The sequence below is a fragment of the Clostridium sp. HGF2 genome, assembly GCF_964240115.1.
In the GTDB taxonomy this organism is placed as follows: Bacteria; Bacillota_I; Bacilli_A; order Erysipelotrichales; family Erysipelotrichaceae; genus Clostridium_AQ; species Clostridium_AQ innocuum.
Window position 1 is genome coordinate 555213 of the sequence record NZ_CAXSSO010000001.1, and the last position, 19631, is coordinate 574843.

General features: G+C 44.2%; 24 protein-coding genes. 15 read left to right on the forward strand and 9 right to left on the reverse strand.

Annotation, left to right across the window (positions count from 1 at the left end; genetic code table 11):
* Positions 1-334: 334 nt before the first annotated feature.
* From ACESPQ_RS02615 to ACESPQ_RS02625, 3 genes are all read right to left on the reverse strand, one after another.
* Positions 335-703: a hypothetical protein gene (locus ACESPQ_RS02615; RefSeq protein WP_373143898.1), complete on the reverse strand. Its 369-nt coding sequence runs from the start codon at positions 701-703 to the stop codon at positions 335-337.
* The gene (locus ACESPQ_RS02620) at positions 700-1551 is read right to left on the reverse strand and encodes a VanZ family protein (RefSeq protein WP_373143899.1); all 852 of its coding nucleotides are present in this window, start codon (positions 1549-1551) and stop codon (positions 700-702) included. Before ACESPQ_RS02620 ends, ACESPQ_RS02615 begins: the two co-directional genes overlap by 4 nt.
* A 133-nt stretch (positions 1552-1684) precedes the next feature.
* A complete protein-coding gene (locus ACESPQ_RS02625) occupies positions 1685-2287 on the reverse strand; it encodes a hypothetical protein (protein ID WP_373143900.1) in 603 nt (200 codons plus the stop codon).
* 197 nt (positions 2288-2484) lie between these two features.
* On the opposite strand from ACESPQ_RS02625, the gene ACESPQ_RS02630 reads away from it, so the two are divergent.
* The 14 genes from ACESPQ_RS02630 (at position 2485) to ACESPQ_RS02695 (ending at position 13295) form a co-directional block, all read left to right on the forward strand.
* Complete coding sequence (locus tag ACESPQ_RS02630) at positions 2485-3936, forward strand: alanine/glycine:cation symporter family protein (protein WP_373143947.1); 1452 nt, start codon at positions 2485-2487, stop codon at positions 3934-3936.
* Between the two features lie 398 nt (positions 3937-4334).
* Positions 4335-5381 (forward strand): CobW family GTP-binding protein, encoded by a 1047-nt coding sequence (locus tag ACESPQ_RS02635; protein ID WP_257376473.1) that lies wholly within the window; start codon positions 4335-4337, stop codon positions 5379-5381.
* Between the two features lie 9 nt (positions 5382-5390).
* On the forward strand, positions 5391-6335 hold the full coding sequence (locus ACESPQ_RS02640; RefSeq protein ID WP_257376472.1) for a GTP-binding protein: 945 nt from the start codon (positions 5391-5393) through the stop codon (positions 6333-6335).
* Positions 6336-6530: 195 nt separating this feature from the next.
* Entirely contained in the window at positions 6531-6866 is a 336-nt protein-coding gene (locus ACESPQ_RS02645; protein ID WP_373143901.1) for a diguanylate cyclase domain-containing protein, read from the forward strand.
* Between the two features lie 74 nt (positions 6867-6940).
* Entirely contained in the window at positions 6941-7741 is an 801-nt protein-coding gene (locus ACESPQ_RS02650; RefSeq protein WP_002605860.1) for a histidinol-phosphatase, read from the forward strand.
* Entirely contained in the window at positions 7738-8406 is a 669-nt protein-coding gene (locus ACESPQ_RS02655; RefSeq protein ID WP_002605859.1) for a response regulator transcription factor, read from the forward strand. Before ACESPQ_RS02650 ends, ACESPQ_RS02655 begins: the two co-directional genes overlap by 4 nt.
* 91 nt (positions 8407-8497) lie before the next feature.
* Positions 8498-9415: an ATP-binding cassette domain-containing protein gene (locus ACESPQ_RS02660; RefSeq protein WP_008816657.1), complete on the forward strand. Its 918-nt coding sequence runs from the start codon at positions 8498-8500 to the stop codon at positions 9413-9415.
* Positions 9405-10157, forward strand: coding sequence for an ABC transporter permease (locus ACESPQ_RS02665; protein ID WP_373143902.1), 753 nt, complete (start codon positions 9405-9407; stop codon positions 10155-10157). The genes ACESPQ_RS02660 and ACESPQ_RS02665 overlap by 11 nt, the downstream gene beginning before the upstream one ends.
* A 17-nt stretch (positions 10158-10174) precedes the next feature.
* On the forward strand, positions 10175-11065 hold the full coding sequence (locus tag ACESPQ_RS02670; RefSeq protein WP_373143903.1) for a sensor histidine kinase: 891 nt from the start codon (positions 10175-10177) through the stop codon (positions 11063-11065).
* Positions 11066-11408: 343 nt separating this feature from the next.
* Positions 11409-11810: a CPBP family intramembrane glutamic endopeptidase gene (locus ACESPQ_RS02675; protein ID WP_233105297.1), complete on the forward strand. Its 402-nt coding sequence runs from the start codon at positions 11409-11411 to the stop codon at positions 11808-11810.
* A gap of 69 nt (positions 11811-11879) precedes the next feature.
* Complete coding sequence (locus tag ACESPQ_RS02680; protein WP_038274022.1) at positions 11880-12083, forward strand: AAA family ATPase; 204 nt, start codon at positions 11880-11882, stop codon at positions 12081-12083.
* 46 nt (positions 12084-12129) lie between these two features.
* Positions 12130-12414, forward strand: coding sequence for an AAA family ATPase (locus ACESPQ_RS02685; protein WP_009588826.1), 285 nt, complete (start codon positions 12130-12132; stop codon positions 12412-12414).
* Between the two features lie 198 nt (positions 12415-12612).
* Positions 12613-12984: a hypothetical protein gene (locus ACESPQ_RS02690; RefSeq protein ID WP_002605853.1), complete on the forward strand. Its 372-nt coding sequence runs from the start codon at positions 12613-12615 to the stop codon at positions 12982-12984.
* A gap of 5 nt (positions 12985-12989) precedes the next feature.
* Entirely contained in the window at positions 12990-13295 is a 306-nt protein-coding gene (locus ACESPQ_RS02695) for a PD-(D/E)XK nuclease domain-containing protein (protein WP_118002219.1), read from the forward strand.
* Positions 13296-13433: 138 nt separating this feature from the next.
* On the opposite strand, the gene ACESPQ_RS02700 is transcribed toward ACESPQ_RS02695, so the two are convergent.
* Genes ACESPQ_RS02700 through ACESPQ_RS02715 form a run of 4 tightly spaced genes read right to left on the reverse strand, consistent with a single transcriptional unit; the run spans position 13434 to position 15561 of the window.
* Complete coding sequence (locus ACESPQ_RS02700; RefSeq protein WP_002605851.1) at positions 13434-13859, reverse strand: hypothetical protein; 426 nt, start codon at positions 13857-13859, stop codon at positions 13434-13436.
* The gene (locus ACESPQ_RS02705; protein WP_257327522.1) at positions 13859-14272 is read right to left on the reverse strand and encodes a DUF2871 domain-containing protein; all 414 of its coding nucleotides are present in this window, start codon (positions 14270-14272) and stop codon (positions 13859-13861) included. Before ACESPQ_RS02705 ends, ACESPQ_RS02700 begins: the two co-directional genes overlap by 1 nt.
* Positions 14269-14937: a hypothetical protein gene (locus tag ACESPQ_RS02710; RefSeq protein WP_002605849.1), complete on the reverse strand. Its 669-nt coding sequence runs from the start codon at positions 14935-14937 to the stop codon at positions 14269-14271. The genes ACESPQ_RS02705 and ACESPQ_RS02710 overlap by 4 nt, the downstream gene beginning before the upstream one ends.
* A gap of 30 nt (positions 14938-14967) precedes the next feature.
* Positions 14968-15561 carry a TetR/AcrR family transcriptional regulator gene (locus ACESPQ_RS02715; RefSeq protein WP_002605848.1) on the reverse strand — a complete coding sequence of 198 codons (594 nt, stop codon included), beginning with the start codon at positions 15559-15561 and terminating at the stop codon, positions 14968-14970.
* A 183-nt stretch (positions 15562-15744) separates the two neighbouring features.
* Here ACESPQ_RS02715 and ACESPQ_RS02720 point away from each other — a divergent pair, with 183 nt between their 5' ends.
* Complete coding sequence (locus tag ACESPQ_RS02720; protein WP_373143906.1) at positions 15745-17202, forward strand: hypothetical protein; 1458 nt, start codon at positions 15745-15747, stop codon at positions 17200-17202.
* A gap of 424 nt (positions 17203-17626) precedes the next feature.
* On the opposite strand, the gene trpA is transcribed toward ACESPQ_RS02720, so the two are convergent.
* On the reverse strand, positions 17627-18421 hold the full coding sequence (trpA, locus tag ACESPQ_RS02725) for a tryptophan synthase subunit alpha (protein ID WP_373143908.1): 795 nt from the start codon (positions 18419-18421) through the stop codon (positions 17627-17629).
* Complete coding sequence (gene trpB, locus ACESPQ_RS02730; protein WP_002605845.1) at positions 18414-19598, reverse strand: tryptophan synthase subunit beta; 1185 nt, start codon at positions 19596-19598, stop codon at positions 18414-18416. The genes trpA and trpB overlap by 8 nt, the downstream gene beginning before the upstream one ends.
* Positions 19599-19631: the final 33 nt, after the last annotated feature.

Consider the following 19631-nt stretch of genomic DNA (forward strand, 5'->3'; position numbering starts at 1 on the left):
TGCCTGTTTTTATATGGAAGCAAAGAATCCTGCAATGCCTATGCACAGTTGAGGACATTTTTCAATTTGTTCATGAGAATAGGGATGCCGCAAAGTCGAAGACATATGGCAGCCAGTGAAAAAAACAGCATCTGTCAAAACAGCGCTGTTTGCTTTTACGTGTTATGTTTTTACCAGAATCTGTATGGTCTCTATGCAGGATTTTTTGTATGCATTCTAAGGTAATCTCCCTGTATATTGGCGAAAGTGCACAAATTCCGTACGAATTCATTCTGATATGTGCCAATGCGAATTCCTCCCTCTAGATCCTATGGTCAATTCTCAAGGAAGCAAGTCAGCTGGTTGCTGTGCTGGTATCATCCTCTGTGTTTGAGGCAGTATCTGAACCTGTCACCTCCTTTTTAAGCCCTTGTATGCCAGATTGATTTTTTATCGGCAGGAATCGGTCATACCAGGGAATGGCATCCTTATCGAACAAAGACAGGATACACTGATACATGGTCACCATATATAAGACAGCCAGAATGAGTACAGCTCCTCCGTACATCCAGTACGCTGCAGCGCTTTGCGTTAGAAAGGCCAGCACACAATGAAAAATATAAAACGGTGCAGGCAGGATGAGACCGTAAAGAATCATAAAATGAAGCAGATACTGATACCAGTGCGGTGGGTGCCCATCCAGGGTCACAAGCTTGATTTTCACAGTGCCTTACCCAGCGTTCTGCCATGCATAAGTATCGGAAGAATGAACAGATACAGAAATACGACTGCCAGATATAAAAGACAGATGCGTATGGCAGGGCTTGTCAGCAGGAATTCATCACGTAATAACAGAATCAGTGCAGTGATGATGGCTGTTGTCAACAGGATGATGAGGTTATCAAAGAAAAATGCCAGTGCTCTGCGCAGTGGGGATACGCTTCTACCGCGGTCATATGCTTTTTCATCCATACGGCTTCGTGAAACGAGAAAATGAGCAAATACCGGTGTGATTGCATATCCCAGCATGCCGCCCAGTGTATTGGTAATCAGATCGTCAACATCAAACAGACGGTAAGGGCGTGGATAGTAACCGAACAGTGCACTCAGCTGCAGACATTCGAAGGATAAGGTCAGAAGAAAGGTAAACAGCAGAGTCTTTTTCCAGCTGCATTGAAAATAGTAGCGAAGATAAACACCGAAGGGAACGGTAAGCAGAATGTTGAAGATGATCAGATACAGACTCGGCTCATTCAATGCTGTCAGATAGGTGGCGGGATCATTCCAGATTAGGGAGCTGTTCATGGTGAACTCTTTTAAAGAGGCAAATGGAATCAGCTGCATAATCGGCTTTGTATAGCTAGCTACTTCTTCCATTGGCGGCAGGGGAAGCAGAACGAGAAAATATGCACACAGCAGATAAAATATAAAGGAATACACGATCAGAACACGAATCGGTAGTATCGATCCGTATTTTCGATATTGAATAATGATATAAGGCAGCGTGATAATTGCCGCAAGAAATGGAAACAGCAGCAGTGCTGACTGCAGGGGAATCAGATATACAGACATGAGAACATACCTCCTGTTCTATTATAGCACGATGAAAGAATAAATTAGAAAAGGTGACAGAAGTGATAGTTTATCAAATGGTAAAAAAGCGATGCTTTCATCGCTTTTCTGGACACCATATACTGAATGACTCCTAAATGTAATACATATAATCACCTGTATCAACGGGTGCTTCCTTTTGAGGCTGCGGCTTTTCGATAGGGCTGTGTACAGCCTTCCGCTCGTTAATCTGCTTTTCATAATCCTTCCAGCTTTTGAAATACTTGCCTCTTGGCGGCCTGCCCGGCTTGAGAAGGACGGTGCTTTGTTTGATTTCGTCACTGTCTTCAATATCCCTGCCAAGCTTATTCGCCATGGTCATTCTCGGCTCACAGCCATCCTGAAACAATACAGCAGTGAGAAGCTGGTAATTGAACTGTACCTGATCTTCACAGTAATAGCTGATTTCGGTGAGTAGATTTTCCAGAAATTCTATTAAGAGCTTCTTTGTCAGATTATCCTTGAAAATGATAAAGGTTTCCTTATGGAGGGAGAATATTCTTGTGGCCTGACAGGTCGTAAAGTTGCCTTCAATCTGCTCGTACAGCTTTTCTCTGGTATCCTGCAGCCAGATACCGCGCTGTTCATCCTGTGAAAGAAAGCCCATGTCCTCATAGCTGACATGAAGCACCTGAACCTTTTTACAATGCTTATATAAATTAGGTAAAAACCTGGTTCGCAATACCGGATATTTCATGTGTGTCTCCTTTTTTTTCAATGTTATTTTATATGTATAAGTATAACACGATGGAAAAGGTTTTGCGACATACAATCATATATCACTAAAATTCTAGGATTTCAATTTTCACATAAGTATGGTATACTTGTACGGGTATTTCCATTCTAAACACGCCGATAACGTGTTTTTATTTGGGCTTTTCAGCGAATGAGGCGATGGATGCGGGGTACGATAAGAAGAAAGGAAGTGAATGCGTGAATTTCATTCAGGAACTATTAGGAAATCTAAACACATTTTTATACAGTAATATATTGATCATTCTGCTGGTCGCAGCAGGACTGTATTTCAGTATACGGACAGGCTTTGTACAGTTTCGCATGCTGGGGGAGGCACTTCGTCTGCTTGGGGAGAAGGCACATCACCATGACGGTGTATCCTCTTTTCAGGCACTTATGATATCAACGGCCTCCCGTGTAGGAACCGGTAATATCGCCGGTGTCGCAACCGCTCTAGCTGCAGGAGGAGCAGGCTCTATCTTCTGGATGTGGGTGATTGCACTCATTGGAGGTGCCAGTGCCTTAGTGGAATCCACGCTGGCACAGATCTACAAGGAGCGTGATGGTGATCAGTTTCGCGGAGGTCCTGCATATTATATAGAGAAGGCATTGCATAAGAGATGGCTCGGTATTCTGTTTGCGGTATTGCTGATTGCCTGCTTCATCTTCGGTTTTAACGGATTGCAGGCATATAATGTAAGCAGTGCTCTGGAGTATTATGTAACGGATACACAGACTGCCTCTATGCTGGTAGGTCTTGTTCTTGCGGGTGCTACCGCAGCGGTCATCTTCGGAGGTGTTCATCGCATCGGTATCATCAGCTCTACGATTGTTCCCATCATGGCAGTGTTGTATATTCTGCTGGGACTTTACATAACGATAGCCAATATCAGCGGACTGCCGGCAATATTTGCACAGATATTTCAGGAAGCCTTTGATCTGCAGGCTATCTTCGGAGGCTTTGCAGGCTCCTGTGTTATGTATGGCATCAAGCGCGGACTGTTTTCCAATGAAGCGGGTATGGGGTCTGCACCAAATGCCGGAGCAACAGCAGATGTGTCCCATCCGGTTAAACAGGGGCTTGTACAGACAATATCCGTTTTTATAGATACGATCCTCATCTGCTCGACAACAGCGTTCATGCTGCTGAATTTCGGTATTCGGGACGGACTGACGGGAATGCCGTATGTGCAGACAGCGGTTTCCGCAGAGGTAGGAACCTGGGGTATTCATTTCATAACGATTTCCATTATCCTGTTTGCCTTTTCCTCCCTGATTGGCAATTACTGCTATGCGGAAAGCAATTTGAAATTTATCATCAACGATAAGAAGGCACTTCTTGTATTCCGATTGCTTACGGTTGCCGTAATCTTTTTCGGGGCACAGGCGGATTTTTCCACCATATGGGATTTGGCCGATGTTTTGATGGGCTTTATGGCGATAGAAAACATCCTGGTGATTCTTCTGCTGGGCAATGTTGCTTTCCTTGCTTTGAAGGATTACACGAAGCAGAAAAAGCAGGGGAAGGACCCGTTGTTTGAACCGCAAAAGCTGGGAATCCGGCATGCGGAATGCTGGGAGGGCATCGACGAGGAATATAAAGAATCCTGAGGGTATTTATAGCTGGAGGTTCCTTACATAAGAAAATCATGGAAACACCCTGCTTCTGCGTATGCAAATGCAGGGGTTTTAATATATAGGAAAGGTCGTGATGCTAATTCTATAAGATGCTGCTTCAAATAATAGGATAGTAAAAATGACAGAGCCATCATTAAATATTTTGACTGGGAACGCGGATGCCTTTTGTACCGATAAGAATCAGCTGATAAAGAGTATAGTTCCAATTGTCATGGAATATGGTCTTTATGATAAGGAAGGGCAAAGATGGAGTTAGCATTTCCTTTCAGCATTACGAGGAGGATGGTTTTGTATTTGAAAGTTTCGCATCCTGGTGTTATACTAACAGACGTTGGGAATACTGCAAAGGAACAGGAAAGAAGGTTATTGGAATGACGAAAATCGATATTATCTCCGGCTTTCTGGGAGCTGGAAAAACAACGCTGATCAAGAAGCTGATCAAGGATGTATTACATAAGGAAAAGATTGTTCTGATTGAAAATGAATTTGGTGAAATCGGTATTGACGGTGGTTTTCTGGAGGATGCAGGAATAGAAATCCGGGAAATGAATTCCGGTTGTATCTGCTGTTCTCTGGTTGGTGATTTTTCCGAGGCATTGAAGAAGGTGCTTGCGGAATATCATCCGGAAAGGATCATCATAGAGCCTAGCGGTGTCGGCAAGCTGTCGGATGTAATAAAAGCGGTACAGGGAGTGGCGGAAGAAGCCGAAATTTGTATGAACAGCTTTACGACGGTTGCGGATGCACAGAAATGTCGCATGTATATGAAAAACTTCGGTGAGTTTTTCAACAATCAAATTGAATATGCCAATACGATTATTTTAAGCCGTACGCAGAATCTGAGTGAGGAAAAGCTGCAAAGTGTAATCCATGATATAAGAGGGCATAATGCACATGCGACCATGATAACGACACCATGGGATGAGCTGAACGGAGAACAGATTCTGGAGGCAATGGAGCAAAAGAAATCACTGGAAAAGGAGTTGCTGGAGGAAGCGGACATCTGTCCGACATGCCATCAGCACCATGACCACCATCATGAGCATGGTGAGGAATGCAGTCACGACCATGGCCATCATCACGAGCATGGGGAAAGCTGCAGCTGTGGGCATCATCATGATCATCACCATCATCATGCGGATGAGGTGTTTACCAGCTGGGGAATGGAAACCGTACGCACCTATGGGGAAGAGGAGCTTCGCCAAATTCTGGAGAAACTCTCCAATAGTGAGGAATACGGTATCATCCTGCGTGCTAAGGGAATGCTGAAAACTGAAAGTAAGGAATGGCTGTATTTTGATCTGGTTCCGGAAGAATATGAAATTCGAAAAGGGCAGCCAACCTATACCGGAAGATTTTGTGTCATCGGCTCCAAGCTTGAAGAAGATAAGCTGAAAGAGCTGTTTCATGCGGAATAGGAGAAGGCTATGACAGTACCTGTATATCTGTTTACCGGATTTCTGGAAAGCGGTAAAACAACACTGATTAAGGAAACACTGCTTGATACAGGATTCAATACTGGAGAGCGCACACTGCTGCTCGCCTGTGAAGAAGGTATGGAAGACTACGATGATGATTTTCTGACAAAAACAAATACCGCACTGGTTACTGTGGATAATGAAGCGGCGATGAGCTATGAGTTTTTAAAGAAATGTGACAGTCTGATTGAACCTGACCGAGTGATGATTGAATTTAACGGAACCTGGAATTTAAATAGCTTTATGGATGTAGAATATCCCTTTGACTGGCTGCTGGTTCAAATTCTTTCTACTGTGGATGCCTCCACGTTTGAAGTTTATCTGAATAATATGCGCTCCCTGATTTACGATCAGCTGCTGCATTCGGAAACGATTATCTTTAATCGTTGTGATGAAACAACGAAAAAGCTGTATCTGAGAAACAATATAAAAGCAATCAATAAGGGTGCGCAGCTGATTTATGAGACAAGAGATGGGCAGATCGTGGAGCTTGGCGATGACGAAATGCCGTTTAATCTACATGCGGATGTAATACGCATAGCGGACGGCGATTACGGTCTGTGGTATATGGACGCTCTCGAGCATCCCCGTAAATATGAGGGAAAAAGCGTAGAGCTGAAAGGAAAGGTCATCGCAACGCATGTGGATGGAATACCGAATGCATTTGTCTTTGGACGCTATGCCATGGTCTGTTGCGCAGATGATACCTCACTGATCGGGCTGCTGTGTCATTATGAGCATGCAAGTAATCTGATACCGAAGGACTGGGTCAGCATTACGGCGCAGATTGCGGTCGAATTTGATGAGGAATATCAGGGAGATGTCCCGGTTCTATATGTAAAACAGCTGACCGAGGTGCTGCCGCTGGATGACGAACTCGTTTACTTTAATTAAGTGGTTATCGGAAATTGTCTTACCTGTGGTCATATAAGCAAAACAGTGTAATGAAAAGGTCGAGGGTATCGTGTTTAAAAAATGATAGGCTTGACCTTTTTTTCTATATCTTTACGGAATAGAAACTGCTTTTACGATACCTTCACGGAAAAGGTATCTGCAGCAAGCTTTGAGTTTAGGCATGAAATATAAAATGTGCTGCGCCCGGGTGATATTGCCGGACGAATCGGTGGGGAGGAGTTCAGCATATATCTGAACGGGATACAGGATGAGGCACAGCTGCAGCATGTTATAGATACCCTGCTCGAGCGTATTCGCACCATCCGCCTGCCACAGCTGCAGAAAACGCTGACCATAAGCATAGGCTGCTGTCTCGTTGAACATGCACAGGTCTGCTTTCATGATGTGTATGAACGAAGTGAACAGGCACTTTACAGGGCAAGGAAAAAGGTAGAAATCAGGCTGTTGTTTGTACGGCAGCCTACTTCAAAACTTGCAAGCCGGCTATATGTATTGCATGTAAAAGCATAAAATACAGTCGGTTTTTTGTTATTCCCTCTTAACTTGTGGTATAGTATACCTGTTGAGAAAAGAAGGGAGCAGCTATGCGTAAAACAAATTATCACATGCATACCCGGCGCTGTATGCATGCCTCAGGCAGGGATGAGGAATATGTAATAAGTGCCATAAAAAACGGTTATGAGGAAATTGGATTTTCCGATCATTCCCCATGGAAATATGACAGCGATTTTGTGGCGAATATGCGGATGCCGTTGTCGAAGTTCGATGACTACTATGCCTCCGTTTCATCTTTAAAAGAGAAATATAAGGATCGCATATCCATTAAAATCGGTTTGGAATGCGAATATTTCCCCAAATATATCGATTGGCTGAAGCAGTTTCTGATCGACAAAAAGCTTGACTATATCATTTTCGGAAATCATTATTTTAAGACGGATGAGGAACGCGTGTACTTTGGGACCGCATGTGAGGAGGAGGCATGGCTGATCGCCTATGTGGATGAAGCCATCGCCGGGATGAAGACCAATCTATATTCCTACCTGTGTCATCCGGATCTGTTCATGCGGGGCCGTCGTGTGTTTGATGAAGTCGCAAAGCGCGAATCGATACGTCTGTGTCAGGCTGCAAAGGAATTACATATACCACTGGAATACAATCTGGCAGGTGCTGCCTATAATGACATCATGCATACCATGCAGTATCCGCATATTGATTTCTGGAAGACTGCGGCAGAGGTTGGCAATACGGCGATCATCGGAGTTGATGCCCATGAGCCGGCTGCACTGGAGACAGATACATATCGTGAGGAAGGCATTGCGCTGCTTTCGGGCCTTGGCATGAAGATAACCGACACACTGCCCTTAAAGGACTTTACAAAGCTGTGAGTGAAGAACATATATTGATTGTGGAGGATGACGAAACCATCCACAATATGATCGATGAATATTTGGAAAAGGACTATATCTGTGTGGACGCATATTCCGGAACAGAGGCACGTCTGATTTTGCAGCACACCGAAGTATCGCTTGTACTGCTTGATTTGATGCTGCCGGGAGTCAGTGGAGAACAGCTTCTCAGAGAGCTGAAGCAAAAGCAGCTTCCGGTTATCGTGCTATCCGCAAAGGATGGAATCGACGACCGCGTGGCTCTGCTGAATGAGGGTGCCGATGATTATTTGTGCAAGCCGTTTGATTTAAAGGAGCTGAAGGCCAGAATTCAGGTTCAGCTGCGCAAACGAATGCCGAAGCAGGAGCATGCCATTGCTGTAGACGGTGTTGTTCTTCTGCCGGATTTCTGTCATCTGGAAATTCAGGGGATGAAAATTCGTCTGACAAGACATGAATACAGGATTCTGGAGCTGCTGATGCGGGATGTAAAACGGGCACGTACGAAAAAGGAAATCTATGAATATGCATGGGAAGATGATTATCTGGGAGATGACAAGACCATCAATGTTCACATCAGTAATATCCGAAGCAAGCTGCATGCAGTTTCGAAACAGGAATATATTGAAACGATATGGGGCATCGGATTCAAATGGAAGGACTAAGGTCCTTTTCTTTATTCTTTCTTAACCTTTTCCAGACAGTTTCTGAAACTTCATTTGCTATAATCTTCATGTACAAGGAAGGAATGATAATATGAAGGAATGGATCGTAGAAACGAAGGCCCTGACAAAGAAATTTCATAATTTCACAGCAGTAGATCAGGTATCTTTTCATATGAAAAAAGGATCGATTACCGGTCTGATCGGACCAAACGGTGCAGGAAAGTCCACGCTTATGAAGCTGATGAGCGGTTTGCTGCATGAAACACAGGGGGAATTGAAGCTGTTTGGCAAGCATCCCGGTGAGGATCCGTTTGTATTCCGGCGTGTAGGGACGCTGATAGAACATGCGGGACTGTATCCGGCGTTGAATGCGTATGATAATCTGAAAATGAAGGCACTTATGCTTGGGTGCTGCAGCCATGAGCTGATAACAGAGCTTTTAAAGCTTTGCTCACTCTCGACTACAGGAAAGAAAAAGGCAGGCGATTTCTCAATGGGAATGAAGCAGCGTCTGGGAATTGCGATGGCATTGCTGGGGGATCCCGAGCTGCTGATTCTGGATGAGCCGACAAACGGCCTCGATCCGCAGGGAATCTGCGATATGCGTGATCTGCTGAAGCGTCTGCAGGAGGAACGCGGCATGAGTATCCTGATCAGCTCCCATATGCTGGCGGAGCTGGATAAGGTTGCTACGGATTTCGTTGTGATTCGTTCTGGTAAAATTATTGAGCAGTTCACAAAAGAGGAATTGCTGGAACGCTGCAGGGACTGCTTTCAGCTGCGGGTGGATGATGTGAAAAAGGCAAGTGTTATCCTGGAGGAAACATGCTTTGTTCAAACCTATGAGGTGCTGCCAAAGGGGATTCTGCGTCTGTATGATCATTATGAGGACCCCTCCCATATCGCACGACAGCTGGTACTGCATGATGTGGCACTTTATGGCATGGAGGATCATCATCAGGATTTGGAAGCCTATTTCCTGAAGGAGGGAGAAGAACATGTGGAATAATCTGAAAATGGATTTATATCGTATGGTGCGGCAGAAGTCCTTTTATATTTCGATGACCGTTATGCTGCTGTTGTATTTATGGCTGACAACTGCTGTGGGGTTGCAGAACAATACACCGTTTGCGACCTTTCATCAGGGGAAGGATACACTTGTTGATTTTCTTTATTACTTTCCTAAAAGCTCTTTTTATCAGATAGCGGTACTGATTTTTCTGTCTCTGTTTTTCTGTGAGGAATATGCCAGCGGCTTCGTGAAGAATATCTATCCGATGATGCACCGTAAGGAGCTGCTGTTGCTGGAACGCTTTGTGTTTTCATTTATCACCGCGTTTATATACTGGGCTGTGATCATTGTCATGGTTGTAGTGGAAAATCTGTGGCAGCAGGATTCCTTTGCCTCCTTCTCCATCCTGCAGTTTATATGCTATTCCCTGATGCAGATGCTGATACTGACTGTAATTGCATCCTTTCTGAATCTGCTCATTCATGCGACTGGAAGCAAGGTGCTTGCTATTCTGGTGGCAGTAGGCTATGGCAGTATGACGATATTCATGCTGCATGCCGGGGTTATGGCGTTACTGAAGGTGGAGTATACAGATTATATTCTGTATGCGATATCCGGTCAGCTTCCGTATTCCTGGGATGCACTATTCTACAGCCGGGCTGCTATGGTGGCAATTACAAGTGCAATCCTGTATAATGTAGGCAGCTATATACTGCTGCGGAAAAAAGATTTGAAATAAGAAAGGGAGGGAACAGTATGCTGGAAATTATCGTGCTTGTATTAGGCATTCTGTGTCTGTTCCTTTTGCTGCTTCTCTTACTCCAGCATAAAAATGTCCGCTGCATCAGAGAACAGCTAACCTATACCAACCGGGAGCATAGTACCTTCCGGTTTTATTCAGCATCTATGGATCCGCAGATGAAGGCGCTTTGCGAGGAGATGCAGAAGCTGCGGGAGTATTATATGCAGGAGAGTGTGCGGGCAATGCGGATGGATCATAATTTTAAACATATGATAACCAATATATCACATGATATCCGCACTCCACTGACAAGTATCAGCGGCTACCTGCAAATGCTGGAAACGGCAGAGGGCGAAGAGGAACGGCAGCATTGCTTTCAGGTGATCCGGGCACGTATGACATATTTGCAGGATTTACTGGAGGAGCTGTTTTTGTATACGCGTCTGAGCAGTTCCAGCATTGAGTTTCATCCGGAGCCGATTCGTATTCATGATATGCTGAGTGAAGTGCTGCTGCATTATTATGAGGATTTCAAACAGCAGGAGCTGGAGGTTCAGCTGGAGGTGGATCCTATGACAATACTGACAGGTGATCCGGTATATCTGAAGCGAATGCTGCATAATCTGTGTGTCAATGTACTGCGTCACGGCTTTGGGACCTTTGTTATCTCTGCAAAACGAACAGACAACACATGCGAGCTTGTGTTTGAGAATGACCTTGTGGATGATGTAGATGCAAAGGCGATTTTTGAACGCTTTTATACAAAGGACAATGGTGGTAGCGGCAGAGATACAGGTCTTGGGCTTGCTATTGTAAAGGAGCTGTGCGAGGGAATGCAGGGTACCGTGTTTGCGCAAAAGGAAGCGCATCGGCTGGCCATTCATACGATTTTCCCGCTTGCTTGATTATTTTAGAATGATAGCCTGCATTAGGTGAGAACACCAGCAGGAATTACTGTTATGAGGTGAATAATGAAAAACATATGAACGGCGTTTATAATTGGCTGCTTGGAAATAGGGATCCTATATGTTGTTTTGTATATTGCAAAAGTGGCAGGTGTTGATCTGCGTGTTTTATCCATATCATCAGTAATTACACAAATGATAGCGGTGATGCTGCTCCCGATTATCTGCTTACTTGTATTTCGAAAGGATACAGGTTCGCTTTTCAGAATCAAACATACGTATCTGTTATTGTTATTATGCATTATGTATTGTGTTTTTTTTTGTTGTACATCAGCAATTTAACATGCCTGGCTTCTATCTGTTTATACAGGATTTAATCATCATCGGGTTTTCAGAGGAGTATTTGTATCGGGGTGTGATGTATTCCATAATGAAAAAAGAGAATACAGCTTTGGCAATTGTATTGAGCAGTTTATTCTGGGGAATCACACATGCCGTATATCCAACGGTAGTGGTTGGTGGTGATCTGTCTGTATTTCTGACAGATTGCATATCGAATATAGGATTTGGTTTGTTTATCGGATATGGCTTTATCTATGTATTTGAGGAATCTAAAACGTTATGGATTCCTATCTTACTCCATGCTGTATATGACTATAGTATGGGGTATGGCTGGATTATATTTGTTGGAACTGTTATGTATTTGTATATCGTAAATAAAGTAGGACATACCAGACAAAAGTAGCTGTATGATAAGCACCCTTGTTCATACTCTTCTATCTTAATAAGGCGCAAACATTCCTTAGCTGGCATCATGGCGAAATCTTTTTGTGTAAAACAGGGGACGTGGTATAATAAAAACAAGGAGCTGATGATCATGAAGCGCTTGCCGATAGGAATCGAGGACTTTAAAGAACTGATAGAAAAAGAGTATTACTATGTGGATAAAACAATGTTTATCAAAAATGTTCTGGAGGAAAAGGTGGTCCTATATACAAGACCGCGCCGGTTTGGTTAGACACTGAATATGAGTAGGCGCTGCCCGCCCATGGCGCGATGTACCCTTGCAAAGTGCCTATCTGCATGGCTACTATGATCAAATGGTGGAATTTTTAAGAAATGTTTTCAGTGCTGCATTAAAAACAAACGATGCCCTGGAAAAAGGGGTATTAACAGGCTGTCTGAGGATTGCAAAAGAATCGATTTTTACAGGTCTTAATAATTTTAATGTCTATTCTGTTTTTGACAAACAGTCCAGTTCAGATTTTGGCTTTACACCTGAAGAAGTGATGTGTCTACTGAATGACTATGAGCTTAGAAAGTTTGAACGTACTGTGAAGGAATGGTAGGCGCTGCCCGCCCGTGGCGCGATGGTTATCGATGTGGTAATCAGGATATTTACACTACTAGTGGGCAGAGCCTAATCCCTGGAGTGTATTGATGTATGTAAAAAAATCATTCAGAAGGATGATGAACCTGAATCCTTCTGGGCAAATACGAGTGGTAATGATGTGATGTATCGTTTCATGCAGCAGGGGAATGCGGAAATGAAACAGGATTTTGACATCTTGTCCAGCGGCGGCATGATTAAAAAAATAATCAAACCGGAGCTGACGTATCGGGAACTGGATGATACAGACAATCTATACAGCTTTCTGTTGTTTACCGGTTATCTGAAGGCTATAAGCAAAACGGACACAAACACCTATCAGCTTATGATTCCCAATAAAGAAATACAGTACATCTACACAACCATTTTTGAAGAATGGTTTAAGCAGCAGATCAGAAGCTACCAGGCATCGTTTCTGGAAGCACTTCTGCAGGAGCATGTGGAAGAAGCGAATGAAATTCTGAATACCGTATTATTTCAATCTATGAGCTATTTTGACTATGATGAGTGTATTATCATGGATTTCTAAACGGCATGCTGCAGGGGAAGGGCAGCTATCGCATTGTTTCCAATCAGGAATCGGGATTTGGAAGGTGCGCACTGCGCGCCACGAGGCGCGACCTTGCAGTTCTACCGGCGTATAACAAGAACAGAGGACTGCTGTTTGAATTAAAGGTGGCAAAGCGTGAAGAGGATGTGGAAAAGAGTGCAGAGCTGGCAATACAGCAGATAAAAGAAAAGCAGTATATCGAGGGTCTGCACAGAAAGGGCTATACCGACATTCTCGGGTACGGCATCGCCTTCTACAAGAAAACCTGTGTAATAAAAAAGATGGAATAGAAAGCCGTTAAGCATAAAACAACTGGTTGTCCAGAAAAAGAAATTACAAATGAAAAAGAGAATTCAAAGATACCTTACGTAAAATTTGAATTCTCTTCTTTTTTGTAGTGCTGTGCAAAACAGGCTGTATCGTTTTGACTAATTCGCATGCAATCGGAAGGTACTGGTTTTTACATACTGTCGTATGAAGCCGATTCCGGCCGCAAGCAGTGCGCAGCCAAGACCGGTATAGAAGGACTTGATACATACATCCGGCCAAAGATGCGATGCACGCAGGGCAATACCAAAGCTCATCATACAGATCATGATAATATAGGATTTTGCATCAAAGAAGCGCAGGATATGCATACGATCTTCTGTATTGGCAAGAATGCGCTCTGTATGCTTATGAATCAGCTTTTTAAAAATCATATGGTAGAAAATCAGGAAGGTGATAACCGCGGTAGCAGCAGTTGCTATGCTCATATAGCTGGTACTCAGCCATCCGATCCTGACAATATTGAAGCCTGCGGCTGCCCATACAATGCCTGCTGTCAGAAGCAGATATTTCTTCGCTACGTGCATTATTCCTTCACCTTCTCCTTCAGCATTAGGAAGAGGAGAATCATACCGATACCAACCAGAATGTGTCCAATACCTGCAAAGCCGGAAATTATACCGTTTGCCGCAGAAGTCAGTGTGCTGCCATTTACCTGAAGAACACCACGGACCGCCAGCATCAGGGAGGTCAGAAGAACACCGATATTATATACGATGATAAACGCCCTGTACTTCTTTGATTCCTGAATGGCAAACAGCTTGATACAAAAGGTGACAATCAGAAACATAACCATTCCCAGCAGAAACAAATGGGTGTGCACAAAGGATAATGCCGTGCGTCCATCAAAGCCGCTCAGCTTTGTAAATTCTCGATAAAAGACTCCGCCAATCATGGCGAGAATCGCATATAAAAATGCAAGATTGATTGTTTTTTTCATAAATAATTCAGCTCCTTTTTCATCAGTTGATATCCCATCCATACAACCCATACATAGGCGAGTGTCTTGGGAATCATCAGCATTCCAATCATTGGCAGGGTATCAGCCCATAAGACGACCGGAATGTAAAACAGAAAACTCAGTGTGATGGCAAGCCACATGTATTTGAAAACGAAATCCTCCTTCTGCTTTGCCTGCTGATAAAACAGCACGATGATCCAAAGTCCCATCAATGCAAACGGCACATTTCTAAGGATACCCCAGCTAAGCGGTGCATTCGGACTTGTCCATGCATTCTGCGGAAAGAAGCAGAGTGCCATGCGGAGCAAGGCAAGCAGATACATGCCTGTGCGAAGCAGGGGACGGTGTCTGTTATAACGCAGCTCCCATATGCGAAACAGCAGCAGGTAGAAAATGGTCATTGTAATGGATGTGATAAATTTTCCGATTCCCAATGCTGCCGTGTGAGCCGCAAGTCCGTCAGTGCATAATGCATAGGCTCTGGGGATAAGATGAAAGGCGTCTCCCAGCCCGAGGGTTACCGCCATGATGCCAAATAAGAAAAGCATACGGTTTCCTCTTGCCTTTCGTATCATGGTGATTCCCAGTATACATACGGTGCATAAATATAAAATATCAAAAGCAGTTTCCATAACAGCCTGCATGTGTCTTCCTCCTTATTATATGAACATGGTTTATTTTGTGCCGTGAGTAGTTGTTCCGTGCGTTACCTGAAGCAGCCGGCAGATAAGCTCCTTTGTAAAGGTACAGCTCCTTCTTTGGTGCGATAAATCATTCATCATATGCTCCATCAGAAAATCGATGAAGGCAGCCTTTGTGAAGGTAGCATTCCAGATATGCTCAGGGATATCGCAATCCTGCTGCAGGGCATAAAGGAAACCCTCGCGGATATGCTGCTGATAACGTTCCTCCATCAGCTTTCCACGCTCTTTTTCAGTATTGCGTAATATATCCAGCTGACCCAGCAGTACGGAAAAGAAATCCTCCATATGCTCTGCAAGCCGATGATATACAACCTCATAGAAATCCGCAAAGGGAAGTGTTTCACTGAGAATGCAGATATCCTTGTGAAAAATTCCTTTCCAGAAGCTTTCCACAATGGCAAGCAGCAGGTCGGACTTTGACGGGAAGTAGTTGTAAACAGCACCAACGGAAATATTCAGTTTTTTAGCAAGTACCCGGATACTGAGCTGATCAATGCCTTCTTGAAATACAATCTGTCTGGCAGTATCCAGAAGCTCCTCTTTTGAGGTAACAACCTTGTTCATAAACCACCTCCAACTTGAACACCGTTCATTATGAACTTCTCCGATACAGATGTCAAGCGATTTGAATCTTGAAAAATAAGCGGCGGTTATTCATAAAATGTATATGTTTTTTTAAACAATGTGATATTGTGTGATATAATAATTTACATGAATAGCTTTTTTGCTGTTTGAAAGGGGAATGAAATGGAATTGTTAAAAAAGTATGCAACAAGAAAATATCTGATGTATGGTAGTATTGCGGGAGGTATTCTGGCAGTAATTATGCTGATTATTTACCTCACAGCGGGACAGGGACTGGACAGCTTATCCGGATTATCAAGTGCATTGTCTTCCTTACGCAGTCTGTGTGTGCTGTATTACATCGATTTTGTCATCCTTGTAATACTGGTTGGAGGATATGCGTTTCGAATCGGTTATCTGAAGGATGCTTCATTTATGGGAAAGCTTTTGCTTGGCTGCAATGGTGCTGCATTGCTGATGGGGCTTTTCTGCTTTTCGGCAATACGGGCTGTACATGCTTTGGCAAGTGGTGATTTCACAGCCGCGATGGCGTATTCCGGCAGTATGGATAACAAGGGAATCATGCTCGTCATCATGGTGCTTGCACAAATTGCAGCAGCAGGAATCAGTATCTATATCCTGTTTGTGAAAAGGAATGAGCAGGTAGAAGCCGAGGAGGCAATGAAGGATTTAAGTGAGGGCGCAAAAGCTGCCGGAGAGGCTGTATCAAAGGCATCTGCAGCAGCCCAGGATCATGCTCTTAAGCTTTCTGAGAAATGCAAGGCATATTACAAGACGGAAAAAGGCAGACGGAATACAATCATAGGCGGTATTGCGGCGGCAGTCGTTATCGTTTGTATTGCTGGATTCAGTATTTATCAGAGTGTAAAGAAGACACCGATTGATTTGACCTCTGCTTGTACCGTTACCTTTGAAGGCGTATCCGGTGAAGGAACGGCGGATATCAATTGTAATCCGGATTATGATCATACAAACGAGGATATCCGTATGTTTATGAGCGATGTTACCTATAAGGTGGAAAAGGATGGCGAACTGAAAAACGGCGATGATGCAGTTTTGAAAGCTGAATACAGTCAGGCTACCGCAGACAGCTGTAAAGTAAAGGTGGAAAATCCAGAGAAGAAGGTAAAGGTAGAGGGATTGGAAATCGTATATAAAACCTTCGCAGAGATTCCAAAGGCAAGCTCTGATAAATTCGAGGCAGCGGCAAAAGCAGCATTGGAAGCCTATATAAAAGACAGAAGCACATCTTTTTTCTCTTCAACCAAGGTAACTGTTGAACATGTCGCGCTGATCGCTGTGTATTATGAATATCGTTCCTATGATCATACCGGTACAGCACATTATGTTTATCGCACAAAGGTTACAGAGGATAGTAAGTATTCCACAGAAAAGAATACAGATTATTACGATGTGAAGATCACCGGTATCAGCTCTGCAAAGGAAACGGATCTGTCTGAGGAATCTGATATGATAAATGTTGATTCAATTTACCTTTATGAGGATGAAAAGACGGATGCGATGGCACTTGAGAAATTCAAGCAGTATAAAACAAATCTGGAAACTATCAAGGAACAGGCAGAAAAAACGGTTTTTAAAGATGAAAGAAAAAGCAAATAACATGATGTAAAGGTTCTTTCTAACATTAGGGTGTATGCAAAAGGGAGATTTCAACTACTATTGACAAATACAATAATGTTGAATCTCCTGTTTTGAGTTTATCCATAATCGAGAAAGGAACTATGAAATTCATACTGTAAAAAATCCCTTATTCACAGGCAGTCGGATGAAACAAATCTATTGTTTGAAATAAGGGTTTTTTTTATCCCAAGGCACAGAGAATACTGCCATAAAGCGAAAATAAACGATGCATTTTTGCTTCTGCATGTATTCTGTTAGTGCTTAGCTGAAAAATCATTACGACAGGGCAGAGAAGCCGCCGGTTTACGTGAGCTGAAGAAGGTGGCTGGTATAGGAGGTACATCTGTAGAAGTGGTGAAGCGTTCGTTGCAATCGGTACAAAAAAAGGACGCATTGTCCCTTTCTAGGCATGTGCCGCATCCGCAAGTGTTTTCACAAAGCTGCCGATCTCTTCCAGCGTGATTTCCTGCTTCGCCAGTCGCCCGATCTGCCGCACAATGGCACTGCCGACAATCACACCGTCCGCATAGGACTTCATCTCGGTAATCTGCTGTGGAGTGGAAATACCGAAGCCAAGTGCCTTTGGCGTATTGCTGTAAGCGGAAAGCTCGTTTAGAAATGCCTTCAAATCCGCCTGAAATTCCGTTCGCTCGCCGGTTACACCAAGGGATGTCACGCAATACAGAAAGCCTTCACTTTGTTCTGCAATGCTTTTCTTACGGACACTGGAAACAGGTGTTACCAGGGAAATCAGCTGTATATGATGTGCATCCGCAAGCGGCTTTAATTCCTCACGGTGCTCCATGGGAAGATCGGGTATGATCAGCGCATCAATACCGGCAGCTTCGCTTTCTCTGAGAAACCGGTTTGCCCCATATTTGAAGATTTGGTTGTAATACAGGAGGAAAACAAGAGGAATCTGGGAGAACTCGCGAATGTTCGACACCATACGCATAACAGTCTCTGTTGTGATATCATTCTGTAAGGCGCGAAGACTTGCCTCCTGAATGACAGGTCCCTCCGCAATCGGATCGGAAAAGGGGATTCCGATTTCAATGATATCACAGCCGTTTTGTTCCAGCTGCTTCACACATTCCATACATGTGGGAATATCCGGATCACCTGCTGTCAGAAAGCCGATGAAGGCCGTTTTTTGTTCCTGCTTCAATCTCTTGAATACTGCATCGATTCTATTCATGAATGTCCACCTCCAGATATTCCGCAATACTTTTTACATCCTTGTCACCACGTCCGGACAGGGTGACTGCGAGTATGCTGTCCTTTGACATGGTCGGGGCAAGCTTCATGGCATAGGCCAGCGCATGACTGCTTTCAATTGCCGGTATGATGCCCTCTGTTTTTGTCAGATACAGAAAAGCCGCAACCGCTTCATCATCTGTGACTGGCACATATTGCACGCGCCCGCTTTGGGCAAGGTCGGCATGCTCCGGTCCGATTCCGGGATAATCCAGTCCTGCGGAAATGGAATACACCGGCATGATCTGACCGTCATCATCCTGTAGAAACAGTGATTTCATGCCATGCAGGACACCGACACTGCCGCGTGCAATGGTTGCGGCATGCTGTTCGGTATGGATCCCTTTTCCCGCCGCCTCACATCCGATCAGGGCAACATCCTCATCCTTCAGAAAATCATAAAAGGTACCGATAGCATTGCTGCCGCCGCCCACACAGGCGATGACCGCATCCGGCAGACGACCTTCCTTTTCCAGACACTGTTCCTTCATTTCCTCTGAAATGATTTTCTGAAAATCACGGACAATCATCGGATACGGATGAGGTCCGACAGCGGAGCCCAGAACATAAAAGGTATCATCACAGCGGGAAGCCCATGCACGCATGGCCTCATTGCAGGCATCCTTCAAGGTGCCAGTGCCGCTGGATACCCCGGTAACCGTTGCCCCCAGCAGCTCCATCTTGAATACATTCAGCGACTGTCTGCGCATGTCCTCAACCCCCATGAACACCTCACATTCCATACCGAAAAGAGCCGCCGCTGTTGCGGAGGCAACCCCATGCTGCCCGGCACCCGTCTCCGCAATGATTTTCGTTTTTCCCATTCGTTTTGCCAGCAATGCCTGCCCCAGCACATTATTGATCTTGTGCGCACCGGTATGATTCAGATCCTCCCGCTTCAAATATATCTTTGCACCGCCCAGTTCCTCGCTCATCTTCCTTGCATAATACAGCAGAGAAGGACGGTTCGCATATTCCCTTAAATAAAACTGAAGCTCCTGCTGGAAATCCGCATCATCCTTTACCTGCTCATAGGCATTCTCCAGCTCCTCCAGAGCAATCATGAGTGTTTCCGGCGCATATTGTCCGCCAAACGCTCCATACATTCCTTTTGTCATACTGCCTCCCATCTCCCGCTTTTTACGGGCATC